Consider the following 14427-nt stretch of genomic DNA (forward strand, 5'->3'; position numbering starts at 1 on the left):
AGCAGCGGCGGGTCGGCGTTACTGTGGTGGGATCGCGGTCTCCGTCGGTGCGGTGGTGAGCGCCTGTCGCACACTGGCAACACGCTCCCCGGTGGCCTCGTGTTGGTTCTCCATGAGCACGGTCTCGCTCGGGAACAGTTGCTCGCCGACGGTGAGGCCGTGGTCGCGGGCGGTCGATCCCGTGACCGTGAGGTAGACACCGACGCCGGCGTCAGCGATCGCGGCTTCTTCCTCGTCGTGGTCGGCATCGGGGTAGGTGAACGTCAGGCCCTCGGTCACGGCGGTGCCGAGCACGGCTTCGACGAGGCGCTCGTAGCGGGGGCTGATGCAGACGGGGCCGCTGTAGGCGTCCAGAAACGCCCGGTCGACGCCCGCCGAACCGTGGGCGTCCGGCGTCGCCAACAGCGTGTGATAGACCGTGTCGCCGAGGCCGGAGGCGACGCGCACGTCCGTGTCGACGGGATCGATGCGCTCGTTCACGTCCGCGATCGAGGTCAGCGGCTCGGGACGGAGCCCCACCACCTCCTCGAGCACGAGGTCCGCGCTGTCGAACCCCAGAGCGAACTCGTGCGTGCGGAGCGCGCGAAACGGCTCCTCGCGTCCGATGAGTTCGACGCGCGTCCCCGCCACGGTCACGGTGAGCGAGTCGAACACGATCCGGCGCGGTTTCCCCACACGGGAGTCCCGCAACAGCGTGTAATCGGGGGCCGTCGGCTCGTCGGGAGTGCTGTACGCGGCGAGCCGCTCGTAGACACCACGAGCGTCGTGGTGGTCGCCTTTCGTGAGCCCCTTCTCGTAGCGCAGCGTCGTGGCGATGTCGTCGGCGACCGACGCCGCGTCGGCGAGCTCGCCGACGCGGTCGAGAACCGCCTCCAATGGCCGTCCTTTCCGCGGGACGGCGATGCGAACCGGCGGGGGTGTCATTGTTGGGTGCAGCCAGTGCGCGCCGAAAACCGTTGTGATCCCGAGCGCTCAGGCGCTGAACACGTCCGACAGCTGGTCGCGCCAGTCGTCGATGGCGTCGACGTGCTCGGAGAGCTCGGCGACGTCGGCTTCGAGGGCGTCCACGTCGCCGGAGACGTCGGCCAGCGCCAGCACGTCGTCCTCGGTGTCCGCGAGGCGCTCGTCGAGGGCGTCCACGTCGCCGCGCAGCCGGTCCAGCGACGATTCGAGGTCGTCGACAGCCCCGACCGTGGCTTCGACGTCGTCGACGCGCTCGTGCAGCGCCGCCCGGTCGTCGGCGGCAGCGTCGACGGACTGCTCGACGCCAGCCACGTCGTCGCGCACCGTCGATAGCTCGGTTTCCAGGTCGGCCACGTCGTCTTCGAGGTCGTTGAGCACGTCCTGTGCCGTGCCGTTGTCGTCGATGAACGACTCCAGGGCGTCGGTGTACGCTTCGATCTCGGAGACCCGGGACTGCAGGTGTGTGAGCTCCACGCGCGTCGATTCGGGTACCCCACCCATCGCGTCCTGGATGGTTGCGAGGTCCTCGTCGGCGACGGCGTCGTTGCGGATCGCGTCCGCGAGCGCGGCCACGATCTCCGAGCCATCACGGGGCGCAGCGTCCACACCCGCAGCGTCGTCGGCGGCGCTGGTGTCGGCGGCCACCGTGTCGGTTGGCGGGTCGGCGTCGGCGGTGTCGTCGCCGTCGGTGGTCGCCGTCGCTTCGAGTGCGGCGCCCGTCCCTGTGGTGTTGTCCGCGGGCTGGCCGTCAGTGTCGGGGCTCGTGTCGTCGGCGTCCTCGGGCTCGGTCCCACCGATGTCGGTGAGCCCGGCGTCGTCGCCGAGGATTTCGGCGTCGTCGGTGACCGGCGTGTCGACATCGGCGTCGCCGACGTCCGCTTCGACGGATCCGAACTCGTGGTCGGTGGTGTCCTCGTCTTCGAGCCCGGGGACCGTGTCGCGGTCGCCGCCCGCCAGCTCCCGCACCACGTCGCTGGACTCCGGCGGGATGGCGTCCTCGATGTCGGGGCCGTCGACGTCGATCTCCGGGGCCGAAAGGAACGGCGTCTCGTCTTGGTCGTCCTCCATGCGGACGCCGTAGACGGTGGTGAACGATTCGCCGGCGTCGATCTCGCGCTCGAAGCGCACGACGCCGTCGCCCGTCGCCGTCCAGTGTTCGCTGCCGTATTCGGGGTGGAACCCGATCTGGTCGATGCCGAACTCCTCGGGGATCTCGTCGGTGATCGTCAGCGTCACCCCGCCGTCACGGGTCGAAGACACGTCGAAGGCGACGGCCGGCACCGGGAAGTCCTCGGCGTTGAAGAACTTGCTGACGGTCACACCGTTCGTTTCGACGACTGTTTCGTCACTCACGGGCATCACCCTGGAGTGCGTCGTTCATACAGCAATCTACGCGGAGAGGCCCTTAAATTGCCGGGGGGTAGGTGTATGCGCGAGGTGGGGGCCTACGAGACGTCGATGCGGTCGCCGATTTCGACGACGTCGAGGCGCTGTGGTGACGCCATGCTGCGGGTGTGTGCGTGCAGCGCCGTCGGGTCCGCGGTCAGTCCTTTCCACATGTCCCAGTGCGTGGGGACCAGCCGGTCGAGTTGGAGGGCGTTCGCGCACGCGACGACCTCCGTCTCCGTGTTGTACCACGTCGTGACCGACGGTTCGCGGGTCTGTTTGTCGGGGATCTCGCCCGTCGATCCGAACGCCAGGATCCCCACGTCGATGTCGTGGGCCGCCCCGATCTCCGCGAGGGCGTCGGCGGGTTTGGTGTCGCCGCCGTGGAACACCGTGCCGGCGTCGTGCTCGAAGACGTACGACACCGGCTGGACCGCGTCGGGGTCATGTGCGGGCGTGACGTGGACGGTGAACGAGCCGATGTCGTAGGTGTCACCGACGGCGACGCGCCGGTACTGGTCGGTGGTGACGGCGTAGTCGTCCTGCCAGCGTTCGTCGTCGCGGGCGACCGCGATCGAGGCCTCGGGGGCGTACAGCGAGCAGCCCGTGTCGGCGAGCAGCGGGGCCTGGCTCGGGCCGTGGACGTGGTCGGTGTGCTCGTGGGTGGCGAGCACTGCGTCGGCGTCGGAGACGTCACGGGGATCGAACGGCACGGGAATCATGCGCACCGTTCGCGGCGGGTCGCCGGTCCCCAGGTAGGGGTCGACGAACAGCGTCGTGCCGTCGCTGGCCTTCAGGATCACGCCGTTGCAGCCGAGATACCAGACCGCGATGCCGTCGGGATCGGCGGCGGCGACGGCTGCGGGCAGCCAGTCGCCCCAGTCGGAGTGCACCATACCGGCCGTTGGTGGCCCGCGTCCTAAGCGTTCGGTGGTTCGGCCAGGGCACTTAACAGCACGTGGACACGTGTACGATGTGATGAGCGTCATCGCTGAACTGTCGATGTCGTCGCCCCGCATGATCCTCTACGAGGCGACCACCAGCGTCCCCAACGTGACGTTTGACGTCGAATCCGTCGACGTGGCTGATGGCGGGGACACGGTCAAAACGGTCGCGTGGGCGATCGGCGATGACCTGTCCGCGTTCGACGACGCGATGCGGGCTGACTCGACCACGACCTCGGTAACGCTGCTGGATCAGCTGGCCGATCGGCGACTGTACAGCTACCAGAACGCCGACGCGTCGGAGGTCCAGATGTACACCGAGTGGCTGGATCTCGGTGCCGCACAGCTGCACGTCGAGTCGCAGAACGGCGTGTGGTTCGTTCGCGTTCGGTTCCCCGACCGGGACGCACTGGCGTCGTTTCGCGAGATCTGCACCAGCCAGGGGGTGGCGTTCACGCTGCACTGCATCTACAGCGGTGTCCCCGAGGCCGACGCCACCCATCAAGACCCGCTGACCGACGCCCAACGCGAGGCCGTCCGGGTCGCCTTGGACGTGGGCTACCTCGACGTGCCGCGGTCGGCGTCGCTGTCGGCGGTCTCCGAGCAGCTCGGCGTCACCGAGCAGTCAGCGAGCGAGCGGTTGCGCCGCGCGACGCGGAACCTCGCCGCCAACGCCGTTGACTGACGGCGCCGTCAGTCCTGACAGCAGGCACCGGACTCCCCGACGAAATCCACGTCCAGGGGGTCGCTGATGAGGTCGTTGAGTCCCTCAAACCGTGCTTCCAGGGCGTCCTGGGCGTCGAGGTAGTCCGCCATCACGGGGTGGTCGTGGAGGTGCTGTTGGGCCTCCTGGACGCGGTTGAGGGCGGCCTCGTCGGCGTCCCCGGACTGGCGGGCGAGCATGAACTCCTGGCGGAGTTGCTCGAACTCCTCGATCCGAGACTGCACTTCATCGGTGGTCTCGACGGCGCGCTTGGTCTCCATGAGGCGGCGGTACTCGGGGAGGTCGGCGATCGCGTCGCCGAGCTGGCGCGCGAGGTCGTCCGCAGCGTGGTCCGCGCTGGGGCCGGCGGCGTCGGTCTCAACACTCATGTTCCGGGGTTGGTGCTGGCGTCGTTTCAAACTGCCGGAACCCCCGAACGCCGCCCCCGTACCGCGAACCACGGGGGTTAAACGAGCAAGCCCCCATACCGCAGCTAATGAGCAACGAGGAGGCACGGTCGGCGGGCGATCTCCGGAACACTGGACTCTCGCTGCGCCACGACCGGACGTGGGATTACGAGCTCGACCGCATCGTCGACGAGGTCGAGCGGAAAGACGCCGAGAAAGTCGGCCTGCAGTTCCCCGAGGGGTTGAAGCGCCGCGGGCCAGCGGTCGCCGACGACCTGCGGGCGCGCCTGGACGACACCCGCATCATGCTGTCCGGGCAGCCCTGTTATGGGGCCTGCGACCTCGACACGTATCTGATGCGGCGCACCGACGTGTTCGTGCACTTCGGGCACTCCCCGATGAAGGAGTCGGATTCGATCATCTACGTGCCGCTGTTCTCGAACGTCGACGTCGAGCCCATCATGCAGGAGGCCCGCGACGAGCTCCACGACGGCGACGTTGGGCTGGTGACCACCGCCCAGCACATGAACCAGTTCGAGGAGATGCGCACGTGGCTGGAGGAGCGCGGATACACGGTGCACACGCGCCGCGGCGACGACCGCCTCACCAACGAGGGCCAGGTGCTTGGCTGCAACTACGCCAGCGCGGACATCGACGCCGACCAGGTGTTGTACGTCGGCGGCGGGAAGTTCCATCCGCTCGGCCTGGCGATGGAACACCCCGAGAAGAACGTCGTCATCGCGGATCCGGTCAACAACGCGGTGTCGATCGCGGACGCCGAGCAGTTCCTCAAGGAGCGCTACGCGTCCGTCCACAAGGCGATGGACGCCGAGCAGTGGGGCGTGATCTTCTGCACGAAGATCGGCCAAGGCCGGTTCGATCAGGCCGAGGAGATCGTGGAGAACAACGACAACGCCTACCTCATCACGATGGACGAGGTGACCCCCGACCGGCTGATGAACTTCGACATGGACGCGTTCGTGAACACGGGCTGCCCGCGAATCACCACCGACGACGGCCCGCAGTTCCACAAGCCGATGTTGACCCCCGGCGAGTACGAGATCGCCGTCGGGAACAAGCCACTGGAGGACCTCTCGTTCGACACCTTCCACGGCACCTGGTAGCGCCGTGCGGGCGCAGGGTTCTTCGCCGCCGCCCACCACGGGTGGAGCGTGAAGCGCGCGCTCGCCAGGCGACTCGGCGCAGTCGAGGGGTTCCGGGATCCGGACCCGGGGCTCGAACAGTACGCCACACCGACCGAGCTGGCCGCCCAGCTCATCGCGCTCGCCGACCTCCACGACGACCTCGCCGGTCGCACGGTCGCCGATCTCGGAGCCGGCACGGGGATGCTCGGGATCGCGGCGGCGACCCGCAACCCCCACCGCGTTCTGGCGGTCGAGCGTGACCCCGACGCGGTGGCCGTCGGCCGGGCCAACGAACCCCGCGTCGAGCCGGGTGTGGGCGTCGAGTGGACGGTGGCCGACGCCACGCGGCCGCCGCTGGCAGCCGTCGACACCGTCGTGATGAACCCGCCGTTCGGCGCGCAGGACCGCGCCGAGCACGCCGACCGGGCGTTCCTGGCGGCCGCCTCGGACGTCGCGGCGGTGTCGTACTCCGTGCACAACGCCGGCAGCAAAGCGTTCGTGGAGTCGTTCGCCGGCGACCGGGGTGGAACCGTCACCCACGCGTTCGCCGCCGAGTTTGCGGTGCCCGCTCAGTTCTCCTTCCACACCCAGGACCGCGCCGTCCTCGACGTGGAACTGTTCCGCGTGGACTGGGGTCGTCAGTCGTAGGATTCGCTGTGCGCGACCGTGACGGTCGTGTTGCCGGTGTGCGCGAGCAGCCGGCCGGCCGTATGTTCGAACGTCAGGCCGCCCGCCGTGGCGGTGGCGTTGGCCGCCGGCACGCCGGTGGTGGCAAGCGCCGTTTCGTTTCGCAGCACCGTCAGCGAGAACTGCCCGGCGTCGGCGTTCAGCCGGACGTGGCGGCCGTCCAACACGGGGGCTGCGGTGCGGTTCGCCGACGCGAACACCGGCCGCAACGATCCGCCGTCCGGCGGTCGCAGGTAGACGTTGTAGACCGGCTGGCCGCCGGTGGCGACCCACCCCTCGCGGTGCACGCCGACGGTCTCCCGCCAGTTCAGCCCGCCGACAGTGATGGCCGCGTCACCACGGAACGCGAGCTCGTCGGTGCCAACGCGTTCGGTCCACATGCCGCGGTCCGGGTTGGCGACGATGACGCCGCTGGCGGAGACGTTCGTCGCGGCCCCCGAGTACGGGATGTCGACCGCCGCAACCCGCTTGTTGGTCGCGTTCTCGGCGTACGTGACTTCGTAGCCGTTGACCGAGACCGCCGACTGTGCGACGTTCGCGTCCTGGACGGTGGTGAGGTTCACGGGCACCGCGACGAACGCCATCGTCACCACGGGGATGATCAGCGCCGCCGCCGCGAGTTTGCGCGCCGTCGCGGTGGTTTCGCCGCCCCGGCCGGGGAGCGTAACGCCGCTGTGCGTGCCCGCGACGACCGCAAACACGACCGCAAGCACCACCACGAGCAACAGCCCGCCGGCGCGGAACAGCACGTACTCGGCGCTCCGGCCGTACCACCACACCGCCCACAGCGACAGCGACGTGGCGATCACGACCGCGCCCAGCCAGACGCGGGCCGGGTTGGGGTGGTCATCGCGGTGCACGAGCACCGCGACCGCCGCCAGCGCGCCCAGAAGGAACCCGAAGAGGTGGCCTTGGACCGCGACGCCCGCCCACCACGGCGGCCCGAACGACTGGGACGCCGACGCGAACGTCACGGGCTCCAGCAGCGTCCGCCAGAACACCGAGATGGCGTCCCGGGCGGCGACGGCCACCACCGTCGCCAGGGGGTATTTGAGGAGCGCGAACCCCGCGAACGCGAACACGACCCCGGAGAACCCGACGGCCGCGCCCCAGGAGAACACGCTGGTGAGAAGCGCCACCGCGAGCACGCCGGCGGGGAACACCACGCCGGCACGGACGTAGGGGTTCGTTCGCCACGACCCGAACGCGGCGGTGCCGCGGGCAGTCGGGTAATGCGAGAACGCGTACTCGGCGACCGGCGCGAGCGCCAGCGTGCCGATGAGGTTGCCGGTGACGTGGCCGAGGTTGGCGTGGGCGATCGGCGACGTGAGCACGCCCAGCGGATAGGCGTACGACCAGGAGATGAACGGCACCACAAGCAGTGTGCCGTCCGGGCCGCGCTGGACGAGCGTGTAGAACCCGGCCACGATCCCGGCAACCAGCAGCGTCCCCCAGGGCACGCCGAACAGGAGCCGCGACCGAACCGCCTGGACGGCGTCTTGGCCCGGTCCACGGGTGAACACGGCGGTGCCGGTCGCAAGCAACACCACGACGGCGGCGTATCCGACGGCCCGCCACAGGTCCAGGAGGCCGCTGCTCCCCGCCACGACGAGCCCGGCGAGCACCCCGCTGACGGCAGCCCCGGCGAGCCACCGCGCGCGGCGAAAGCGCGGGACGACACTGACAGCGAGCACACCACCGACCGCCGTCAGGGCGACGACCGCGGCGGCGTCCGACGGCACGTGCATACATCACGTCTCCGTGTTGGGACGTAATAAACCAGCGGGCGCACCCCGACGGGTCGGCCGTTCGAAACGTTGAAACGCCGGACGGGCGAAACCGGAGCCATGGATCTGCGGGTTATTGAGAAGGACGACGCGGAGCTGACCATCGAAGTCGCCGGGGAGAACCACACGTTCATGAACGTGCTGAAGGGCACGCTGCTGGAGACCGACGGCGTCACCGCGGCGTCCTACGACATGAACCCCGAGCAGTCCGGCGGCCAGACGGAGCCGCTGCTCACGATCAAAACCGACGGCGACGTGGACCCAGTCGACGCCCTGCAGGCGGCGGCCGGCCACACAAGCCAGAAACTGCAGTCGTTCGCGGACATCTTCGAAGCCGCGGTCTGAGCCGGCTCACGCGTCCGGGGCGCGGATCGGATAGCCGGCGTCAGCGAGCGTCTCTTTCGTCTCCGCGATGCTGTACTCGTCGAAGTGGAAGATCGACGCCGCCAGCGCCGCGTCAGCGCCGGCGTCGTAGGCGTCGGCCATGTCGCCGGGCGCGCCACACCCCGAGGACGCGATCACGGGCGTCGAAACGGCGTCACAGACCGCCGCCGTGAGCGGAACGTCGTAGCCGTCCTGTGTGCCGTCGGCGTCGATGGAGTTCACGAACAACTCGCCCGCGCCGCGTCGCTGTGCCTCCTGAACCCACTCGATGGCGTCCATGCCGGTGCCTTCGCGGCCGCCGTGGACCGTGCACTCGAACCAGCACGACTCGCCGTCGACCTGCGTGTAGTGTTGGCCCTGTTCGTCGAAGCGCCGCCGGGCGTCGACGCTGATGACGATGCACTGGCTGCCGAAGGCTTTCGCGCCGCGGTCCACCAGCGACGGGTCGGCGATCGCGCCCGAGTTGATCGAGACCTTGTCGGCGCCCGCGCGCAGCGTCTCCCGGATGTCGTCGGTGTCCCGGATGCCGCCGCCGACGGTCAGCGGGATGAACACCTCGTCGGCGACCGCCGAAACGGTGTCGAGCATCGTCTCCCGGCCCTCGGCGCTGGCCGTGATGTCGAGGAACACGAACTCGTCGGCGCCCGCTTCGTTGTACCGCTTCGCCATCTCGACGGGGTCGCCCGTGTACGCCAGCTCCTCGAAGTTGACGCCGGTGTACACTGCGGGCTCCCCGTCGTCGTCGAGGTCCACGTCGATGCAGGGGATGACGCGCTTGGTGAGTGTCATCGGTCGGGTACGACGGCGTACACCCGAGACCCGGATAAGGTGTCCGATCCGCGCGCTCCCCTGGCGTGGCGTGTGGATCTCGAAACGCTGAGGGGGCCCGAACGCCCAGGCGAACCCATGACATACGTCGTCGCGTTCGACAGCTCGCCGCTCGCGGAGGCGGCACTCCGGCGTGCCGTCACGTTCGCCGACGCCGCCGACGCGGCCGTGGTGGCTGTCACCGCCGTGCAACGCGATCCCGCGATGGCCCGCGACCGGGGCTGGCTGGGCGCTGACGAGTCGTTCGATGTCGGGACGGTTGCGGCCGCGATCGCGGCGGACGTCCACGAGATCGCGCCGGGCGTGCCGGTGGAGTACGAGGTATTGGACGCATACGCGCCCCGGGGGCGTGTCAGTCGCACCGTCCGCGAGCTCGCGGTTGATGCCGGCGCGACGGTCGTGTTCGTCGGCAGCGACAACGCCGGCCACGTGGTCGGCGGCCTCACCTCCGTGGGACAAGGCGTCTCCGCGGACGACCGCTACGACGTGCACATCGTCCGGTAGGCAGTCACTGCGCTTCGATACTGCCAAGTGCGGGCGCCGAGAACCGCCGCGTATGTCCGACGATCACGGCGACGACGGGGGCCGCGTCACCGCGCCCATGCAGGAGTTCTCGATTGGACAGGTCACGAACGGGCTCATCGTGCTTTTGGTTGGGCTGGCGGTCGCGTACGCCGTCCCCGTCGTCGTGTAATCGCCGGTCAGTCCAGCTCGCGGGCGATGACGCCGCGGTGATCCCGGATCGTGGCGGCGTCCCGCGTCACAGTCTCGTCGTCGATGGTCACCGACAGCGTGCCGTCCGTGGTCGCCGACCCGAGGCGCACGACGGGCACATCAAGGGCCGCTTGGAGCGCGTCGGCGTCGCGTGTTTCGACGACCGCACGACCAGGGCATTCCGAGAACAGCGCCGCCAACCCGGGCACGGTGACGGTCGCGCCGGCGTCCGCGGTCACCATCTCGGCGAGCGTGACCGCCAGCCCACCGTCGCTGATGTCGTGGACGGCCAGCGTGTCCGCTCGCGTGGCGGCCTCGCGGACGGCGGCCACGCCGGCTGCGTCGGCGGCCGGGAACTGGTCGGTGCCACCCAGCGCCTGGAGGTAGACCGATCCGCCGAGGCCGTCGGCGTGCCCGCCGACGAGCACGAGATCCCCGTCGCCCGCGAGGCCACTGCCGGGGACGGGGTACTGGTCGCGGTAGCCGACCACGGCGAGCGTCGGCGTCGGCGCGATGGGGCCGGTCGCGGAGTCGTTGTACAGGCTGACGTTGCCGCCGACGACCGGCGTGTCGATCGCACGACAGCCGTCCGCCAGCCCCGCAACCATCGCCTCGAAGCCGCCGTACACGTCGGGGTCCTCGGGGTTGCCGCCGTTGAGGCAGTCGACGGCCGCCAGCGGCTCGGCACCGGCCGCCGCGAGGTTCGTGGCGTTCTCGACGGCGGTGGCGTACGCGCCGGCGTACGGCTGGCAGGCCGTCCACCCCGGATTCGCGCCCGCGGACAGCGCGACCGTCGTCCCGTCGTCGGCCTCGTGCAGCGCCAGCCCGGCGGCGTCCTCGCCGGGGCGCTGGACGGTTCGCGCGCCGACCTCGTGGTCGTACTGGCGGTACACCCACTCGTTGCTCGCGGTGTTGGGGGCCGAGAGCACGGCGTCGATGGCCGTCCCGAGCGCCGGATCGGGACGGTCCGTGGCTGGCGCTTGGGGTGCCGTCGACGGCTGGTCGGTTGCCGGCGCTCCGTCCGCGAGAACCGTCGCGGGCGCGTCGACGACGGTCTCGCCGTCGAACTCGCAGACGTAGTTGCCCGTGGTGACCTCGCCGATGACCGAGCAGCCCAGGTCGTATCGCGTGGCGACCTCGCGGACGGCGTCGACGTCGGCTGGGGCGACCTCGTAGCACATGCGCTCCTGGGACTCCGCCAGCAGGATCTCCATGGCGTTCATCTCCGGCTCGCGCTGGTGGACCGCGTCGAGGGTGATGCGCGCGCCGAGTTCGCCCTGCGCGACCATCTCCGAGGACGCCCCGCCGAGCCCGGCGGCCCCGAGGTCGCGGGCGGCGACCACGAGGTCGCGGTCGACCAGCGTCTCGTTGGCTTCGATGAGGAGTTTCTCCGTGTAGGGGTCGCCCACCTGGACGGCCGGGCGGTCGGCGGTTTCGGCGTCCTCGGCGAGGTCCTCGCTGGCGAAGCTCGCGCCCCCGAGGCCGTCCCGGCCGGTGGCGTTCCCCACGAGCACGAGCTTGTTCCCGGGCGATTTCGCCGCCGCCGTGACGAGTCGGTCCTCGGTCACCAGGCCGACGCACGCGACGTTCACCAGCGGGTTGCCGGTGTAGCCGTCGTGGAACTGTGTGGCCCCGGCGACCGTCGGGACGCCGATGGCGTTGCCGTAGTCGCTGATCCCCTCGACCACGCCGTCCAGGAGGTATCGGGCGTGCTCGTCGTCGAAGTCACCGAAGTACAGCGCGTCGGCGAGCGCGATGGGATAGGCCCCCATCGAGAGGGTGTCCCGGACGATGCCGCCGACGCCGGTGGCGGCACCGTCGTAGGGGTCGACGTAGCTGGGGTGGTTGTGGCTCTCCACGCCGACGGTCACGAGTTGGTCGGTGCCGGGGACGCGCACGACGGCGGCGTCGTCACCCGGGCCAACGACCACGGCTTCGCTGTCGCTGTCGAACGCGGACAGCAGCGACCGCGAGGAGCGGTACGCGCAGTGTTCGCTCCAGAGGTTCTCGAACAGCGCGGCTTCCGCGGGTGTGGGGTCGCGGCCGAGGGCTGCCACGACGCGCTCCCGATCCGAGTCACCAAGAGACATTCACTTTCGTGGTCTGACTCGGGTGGTTTAGTCGTTTCCATATGCATAGTCGTGGTGTGTTCGGCGGCGCACCGGTACCGAGTCGTTTTTCTTCCCACCACGGCAAGCGTTGACTGTGCTGTCTGTCGAACTCCACGCGCACTCCGAGCGCTCCTACGACGGCCGTGACCCCGTCGAGATGCTGCTGGAGCAGGCCCAGGCCGTGGGGCTCGACGCGCTTGCGGTGACAGATCACGACGAAATAGACGCAAGTCTCCGGGCCGCGGAGTTGGCCGCCGACTACGATCTCGTCGGCATTCCCGGGATGGAGGTGACGAGCGCGGACGGTCACGTGCTCGCCATCGGTGTCGAGCGCGCCGTGCCCGCCGGGCTGCCGTTCGCCGAGACGCTGGCCGAGATCAGGGACCGCGGTGGCATCGCCATCGTCCCCCACCCCTTCCAGTCCTCGCGCAGCGGCGTTGCGCCCCACATCTCGCGGCGCGAACTGGCGTCCGCGGACGCCATCGAGGTGTACAACTCCCGGCTGCTGACCGGGCTCGCGAACCGGAAAGCCGAGACGTTCGCGGAGCACAACGACTGCCCCATGACCGCCGGCAGCGACGCGCACATCGCCGAGATGGTGGGGCAGGCGGTCACGCGGATCGACGCCGACGACCACACGGTCGAGGCCATCCTGGACGCCATCCGGGCGGGCGAAACCACGGTCAACGGGAAACGAACCCCGTGGCATATCAGCTTCCGGCAGGCGGCCGGCGGCGCGAAGCGCCGGATCACGAACCGCCTCGCGGAGTTCTTCTGATGCGGGGCGCTGCCCCCGACGCGGTGCTGGACGCCGTCCAGTCGGGCGACCCGCTGCCCGGAACCGGCGGGTTCGCGGGCGAGCTGCCGGACGGCCGGCTCGCACGGGACGTGTTGGGCCGCCGGCTGTGTTACGTCGACGGCGACGAGTGGAGCCACGACCCACGGGATCTCGCTGCGCCGACGCTCCTGCCGGCCGGCCACGTCCGCGCGCCGGGCGCGACCGGCAGCGGACGGCCGGTGTGGTCGCTCCCGGAGCCGGCGCCGACCGGCGACGAGCCGGTTGAGCGCGTTCGGGCCGCCGTTGCGGGCGCGCTCGGGGGCGTTCCTGCGGGCGACGACCTGGCGGTGGCGTTCTCCGGGGGCGTCGACTCCGCGCTCGCCGCGGCCGCGCTGGACGCGCCGCTGTACGTCGTCGGCTACGCGGACAGCAGCGACATCGCGGCGGCCCGCGAGTCGGCGGCCGCCATGGGGCGTGCCGACGACCTGCGCGTGCACGAAGTGACGCTGGCGGACATCGAGGCGGCCGTGCCGACGGTGGCGCGGGCGATCGGCCGCACGAACGCCATGGCCGTCCAGATCGCGTTGCCGTTGTTCCTGGTCGCCGCCCGGGCGGCCGCCGACGGCTACAGCCGCCTCGTGGTCGGGCAGGGGGCCGACGAGCTGTTCGGTGGGTACGCGAAGGTCGCGAAAGCGCCGACCGACCCGCGCACTGACGCCGACACTGTGCGCGGTGCACGCCGGGAGACGGTGCAGTCGCTGCCGGCCCAACTGGAGCGGGATCTGCGCGCGCTGCGGGCGGCCGGCGTGGAGCCGGTGACGCCGCTGCTGCACGACGACGTGGTGCGCGCGGCGCTCGCGCTGCCGGGGGAGTGGCTCGTGTCGGGCGACACCCGGAAACGCGCGCTCCGGGAGGCGGCCCGATCGTGGCTGCCCGCCGCGGTAGCTGACCGCGACAAGAAAGCCGTGCAGTACGGCAGCCTGGTCGCCCGCGAGGTCGACCGGCTCGCCCGCCAGGCGGGGTTCAAGCGCCGCATGGACGACCACGTCACACAGTACGTCGAGGCCCGCATCGAGGAGTGACCGGGCAGCCGGGGGTTACTCCCCGGCGGCCGCTTCGATGGCTTCGATACCGATCCGCGCCGTGTCCGGGTCGACGGCGGCGTCCGCGCGCAGGGCGGCCGGCGAATACCACTCCCAGGCGTCCGGCGGTGCCTCGCCGTCGTCGGGCGCGACCGTGCGGGTCGGCACCGTCCCGAAGTAGACGTGGTCGATGTGTTGGTGGCCCACCGAGCCGTCCTCGTGGACGTTGATGTCGTAACAGAGCTGGTAGCGCGGCGTCGGCAACGCGACCCCGGCGGGAGCCGGGATCTCGGGGCGCTCCCCCAACAGGGTCGGTTCCTGGCCGAGTTCCTCGCTGACTTCCCGCAGGCCGGCCTCGTGGGGGAGCTCGTCGCGGTCGACGTGGCCCCCCGGTGGGATCGTGAGGCCGAGGCGGGCGTGCTCGTGGAGCGCCGTCGCGCCGTCGTTGACGACGTAGACGGTGGCGGTGAAATGCCGCGTGGTTTCCATACCCAGCGGTGGCGCGACG

General features: G+C 70.4%; 16 protein-coding genes. 8 read left to right on the forward strand and 8 right to left on the reverse strand.

Annotated features, from left to right (window positions below; translation table 11 throughout):
• Positions 1 to 18: 18 nt before the first annotated feature.
• From ACOZ32_RS08545 to ACOZ32_RS08555, 3 genes are all read right to left on the reverse strand, one after another.
• Positions 19 to 924 carry a hypothetical protein gene (locus tag ACOZ32_RS08545; RefSeq protein WP_010902593.1) on the reverse strand — a complete coding sequence of 302 codons (906 nt, stop codon included), beginning with the start codon at positions 922 to 924 and terminating at the stop codon, positions 19 to 21.
• A 48-nt stretch (positions 925 to 972) separates the two neighbouring features.
• Positions 973 to 2322: a hypothetical protein gene (locus ACOZ32_RS08550; protein WP_424335136.1), complete on the reverse strand. Its 1350-nt coding sequence runs from the start codon at positions 2320 to 2322 to the stop codon at positions 973 to 975.
• An 86-nt stretch (positions 2323 to 2408) separates the two neighbouring features.
• Positions 2409 to 3245, reverse strand: a complete 837-nt coding sequence (locus ACOZ32_RS08555; RefSeq protein WP_049892496.1) for an MBL fold metallo-hydrolase — start codon at positions 3243 to 3245, stop codon at positions 2409 to 2411.
• A gap of 82 nt (positions 3246 to 3327) precedes the next feature.
• Between ACOZ32_RS08555 and ACOZ32_RS08560 the strand changes: the two genes are divergently transcribed.
• A complete protein-coding gene (locus ACOZ32_RS08560) occupies positions 3328 to 3978 on the forward strand; it encodes a helix-turn-helix domain-containing protein (RefSeq protein ID WP_010902596.1) in 651 nt (216 codons plus the stop codon).
• Between the two features lie 8 nt (positions 3979 to 3986).
• Here the strand turns inward: ACOZ32_RS08560 and ACOZ32_RS08565 are convergent, their stop codons facing one another.
• Complete coding sequence (locus ACOZ32_RS08565; RefSeq protein WP_010902597.1) at positions 3987 to 4385, reverse strand: YlbF family regulator; 399 nt, start codon at positions 4383 to 4385, stop codon at positions 3987 to 3989.
• A 107-nt stretch (positions 4386 to 4492) separates the two neighbouring features.
• On the opposite strand from ACOZ32_RS08565, the gene dph2 reads away from it, so the two are divergent.
• Complete coding sequence (dph2, locus tag ACOZ32_RS08570) at positions 4493 to 5527, forward strand: diphthamide biosynthesis enzyme Dph2 (protein ID WP_010902598.1); 1035 nt, start codon at positions 4493 to 4495, stop codon at positions 5525 to 5527.
• A 48-nt stretch (positions 5528 to 5575) separates the two neighbouring features.
• Entirely contained in the window at positions 5576 to 6196 is a 621-nt protein-coding gene (locus ACOZ32_RS08575) for an METTL5 family protein (protein WP_424335137.1), read from the forward strand.
• On the opposite strand, the gene ACOZ32_RS08580 is transcribed toward ACOZ32_RS08575, so the two are convergent.
• Complete coding sequence (locus ACOZ32_RS08580) at positions 6187 to 7983, reverse strand: rhomboid family intramembrane serine protease (RefSeq protein WP_285265871.1); 1797 nt, start codon at positions 7981 to 7983, stop codon at positions 6187 to 6189. The two genes, ACOZ32_RS08575 and ACOZ32_RS08580, sit on opposite strands and share 10 nt — an antisense overlap.
• A 99-nt stretch (positions 7984 to 8082) precedes the next feature.
• Between ACOZ32_RS08580 and ACOZ32_RS08585 the strand changes: the two genes are divergently transcribed.
• A complete protein-coding gene (locus ACOZ32_RS08585; protein ID WP_235157850.1) occupies positions 8083 to 8367 on the forward strand; it encodes a DNA-directed RNA polymerase subunit L in 285 nt (94 codons plus the stop codon).
• Positions 8368 to 8373: 6 nt separating this feature from the next.
• Here the strand turns inward: ACOZ32_RS08585 and hisF are convergent, their stop codons facing one another.
• Positions 8374 to 9195 carry an imidazole glycerol phosphate synthase subunit HisF gene (hisF, locus tag ACOZ32_RS08590; RefSeq protein ID WP_010902602.1) on the reverse strand — a complete coding sequence of 274 codons (822 nt, stop codon included), beginning with the start codon at positions 9193 to 9195 and terminating at the stop codon, positions 8374 to 8376.
• A 117-nt stretch (positions 9196 to 9312) separates the two neighbouring features.
• Between hisF and ACOZ32_RS08595 the strand changes: the two genes are divergently transcribed.
• Positions 9313 to 9738 carry a universal stress protein gene (locus tag ACOZ32_RS08595; RefSeq protein WP_070807663.1) on the forward strand — a complete coding sequence of 142 codons (426 nt, stop codon included), beginning with the start codon at positions 9313 to 9315 and terminating at the stop codon, positions 9736 to 9738.
• A 52-nt stretch (positions 9739 to 9790) separates the two neighbouring features.
• Positions 9791 to 9928 carry a DUF7550 family protein gene (locus ACOZ32_RS08600; protein WP_010902604.1) on the forward strand — a complete coding sequence of 46 codons (138 nt, stop codon included), beginning with the start codon at positions 9791 to 9793 and terminating at the stop codon, positions 9926 to 9928.
• Between the two features lie 7 nt (positions 9929 to 9935).
• Here ACOZ32_RS08600 and purL read toward each other — a convergent pair whose 3' ends face one another.
• On the reverse strand, positions 9936 to 12038 hold the full coding sequence (gene purL / locus ACOZ32_RS08605) for a phosphoribosylformylglycinamidine synthase subunit PurL (protein ID WP_424335138.1): 2103 nt from the start codon (positions 12036 to 12038) through the stop codon (positions 9936 to 9938).
• A gap of 115 nt (positions 12039 to 12153) precedes the next feature.
• On the opposite strand from purL, the gene ACOZ32_RS08610 reads away from it, so the two are divergent.
• Together ACOZ32_RS08610 and ACOZ32_RS08615 are read left to right on the forward strand one after the other, a co-directional pair.
• The gene (locus tag ACOZ32_RS08610) at positions 12154 to 12837 is read left to right on the forward strand and encodes a PHP domain-containing protein (protein ID WP_235157846.1); all 684 of its coding nucleotides are present in this window, start codon (positions 12154 to 12156) and stop codon (positions 12835 to 12837) included.
• Complete coding sequence (locus ACOZ32_RS08615) at positions 12837 to 13919, forward strand: asparagine synthetase B (RefSeq protein ID WP_338416985.1); 1083 nt, start codon at positions 12837 to 12839, stop codon at positions 13917 to 13919. Before ACOZ32_RS08610 ends, ACOZ32_RS08615 begins: the two co-directional genes overlap by 1 nt.
• A 15-nt stretch (positions 13920 to 13934) precedes the next feature.
• Here ACOZ32_RS08615 and ACOZ32_RS08620 read toward each other — a convergent pair whose 3' ends face one another.
• Complete coding sequence (locus tag ACOZ32_RS08620; RefSeq protein ID WP_235157841.1) at positions 13935 to 14408, reverse strand: NUDIX hydrolase; 474 nt, start codon at positions 14406 to 14408, stop codon at positions 13935 to 13937.
• Positions 14409 to 14427 lie beyond the last annotated feature (19 nt).

The organism is Halobacterium sp. MBLA0001 (genome assembly GCF_049705385.1).
GTDB lineage: Archaea > Halobacteriota > Halobacteria > Halobacteriales > Halobacteriaceae > Halobacterium > Halobacterium salinarum.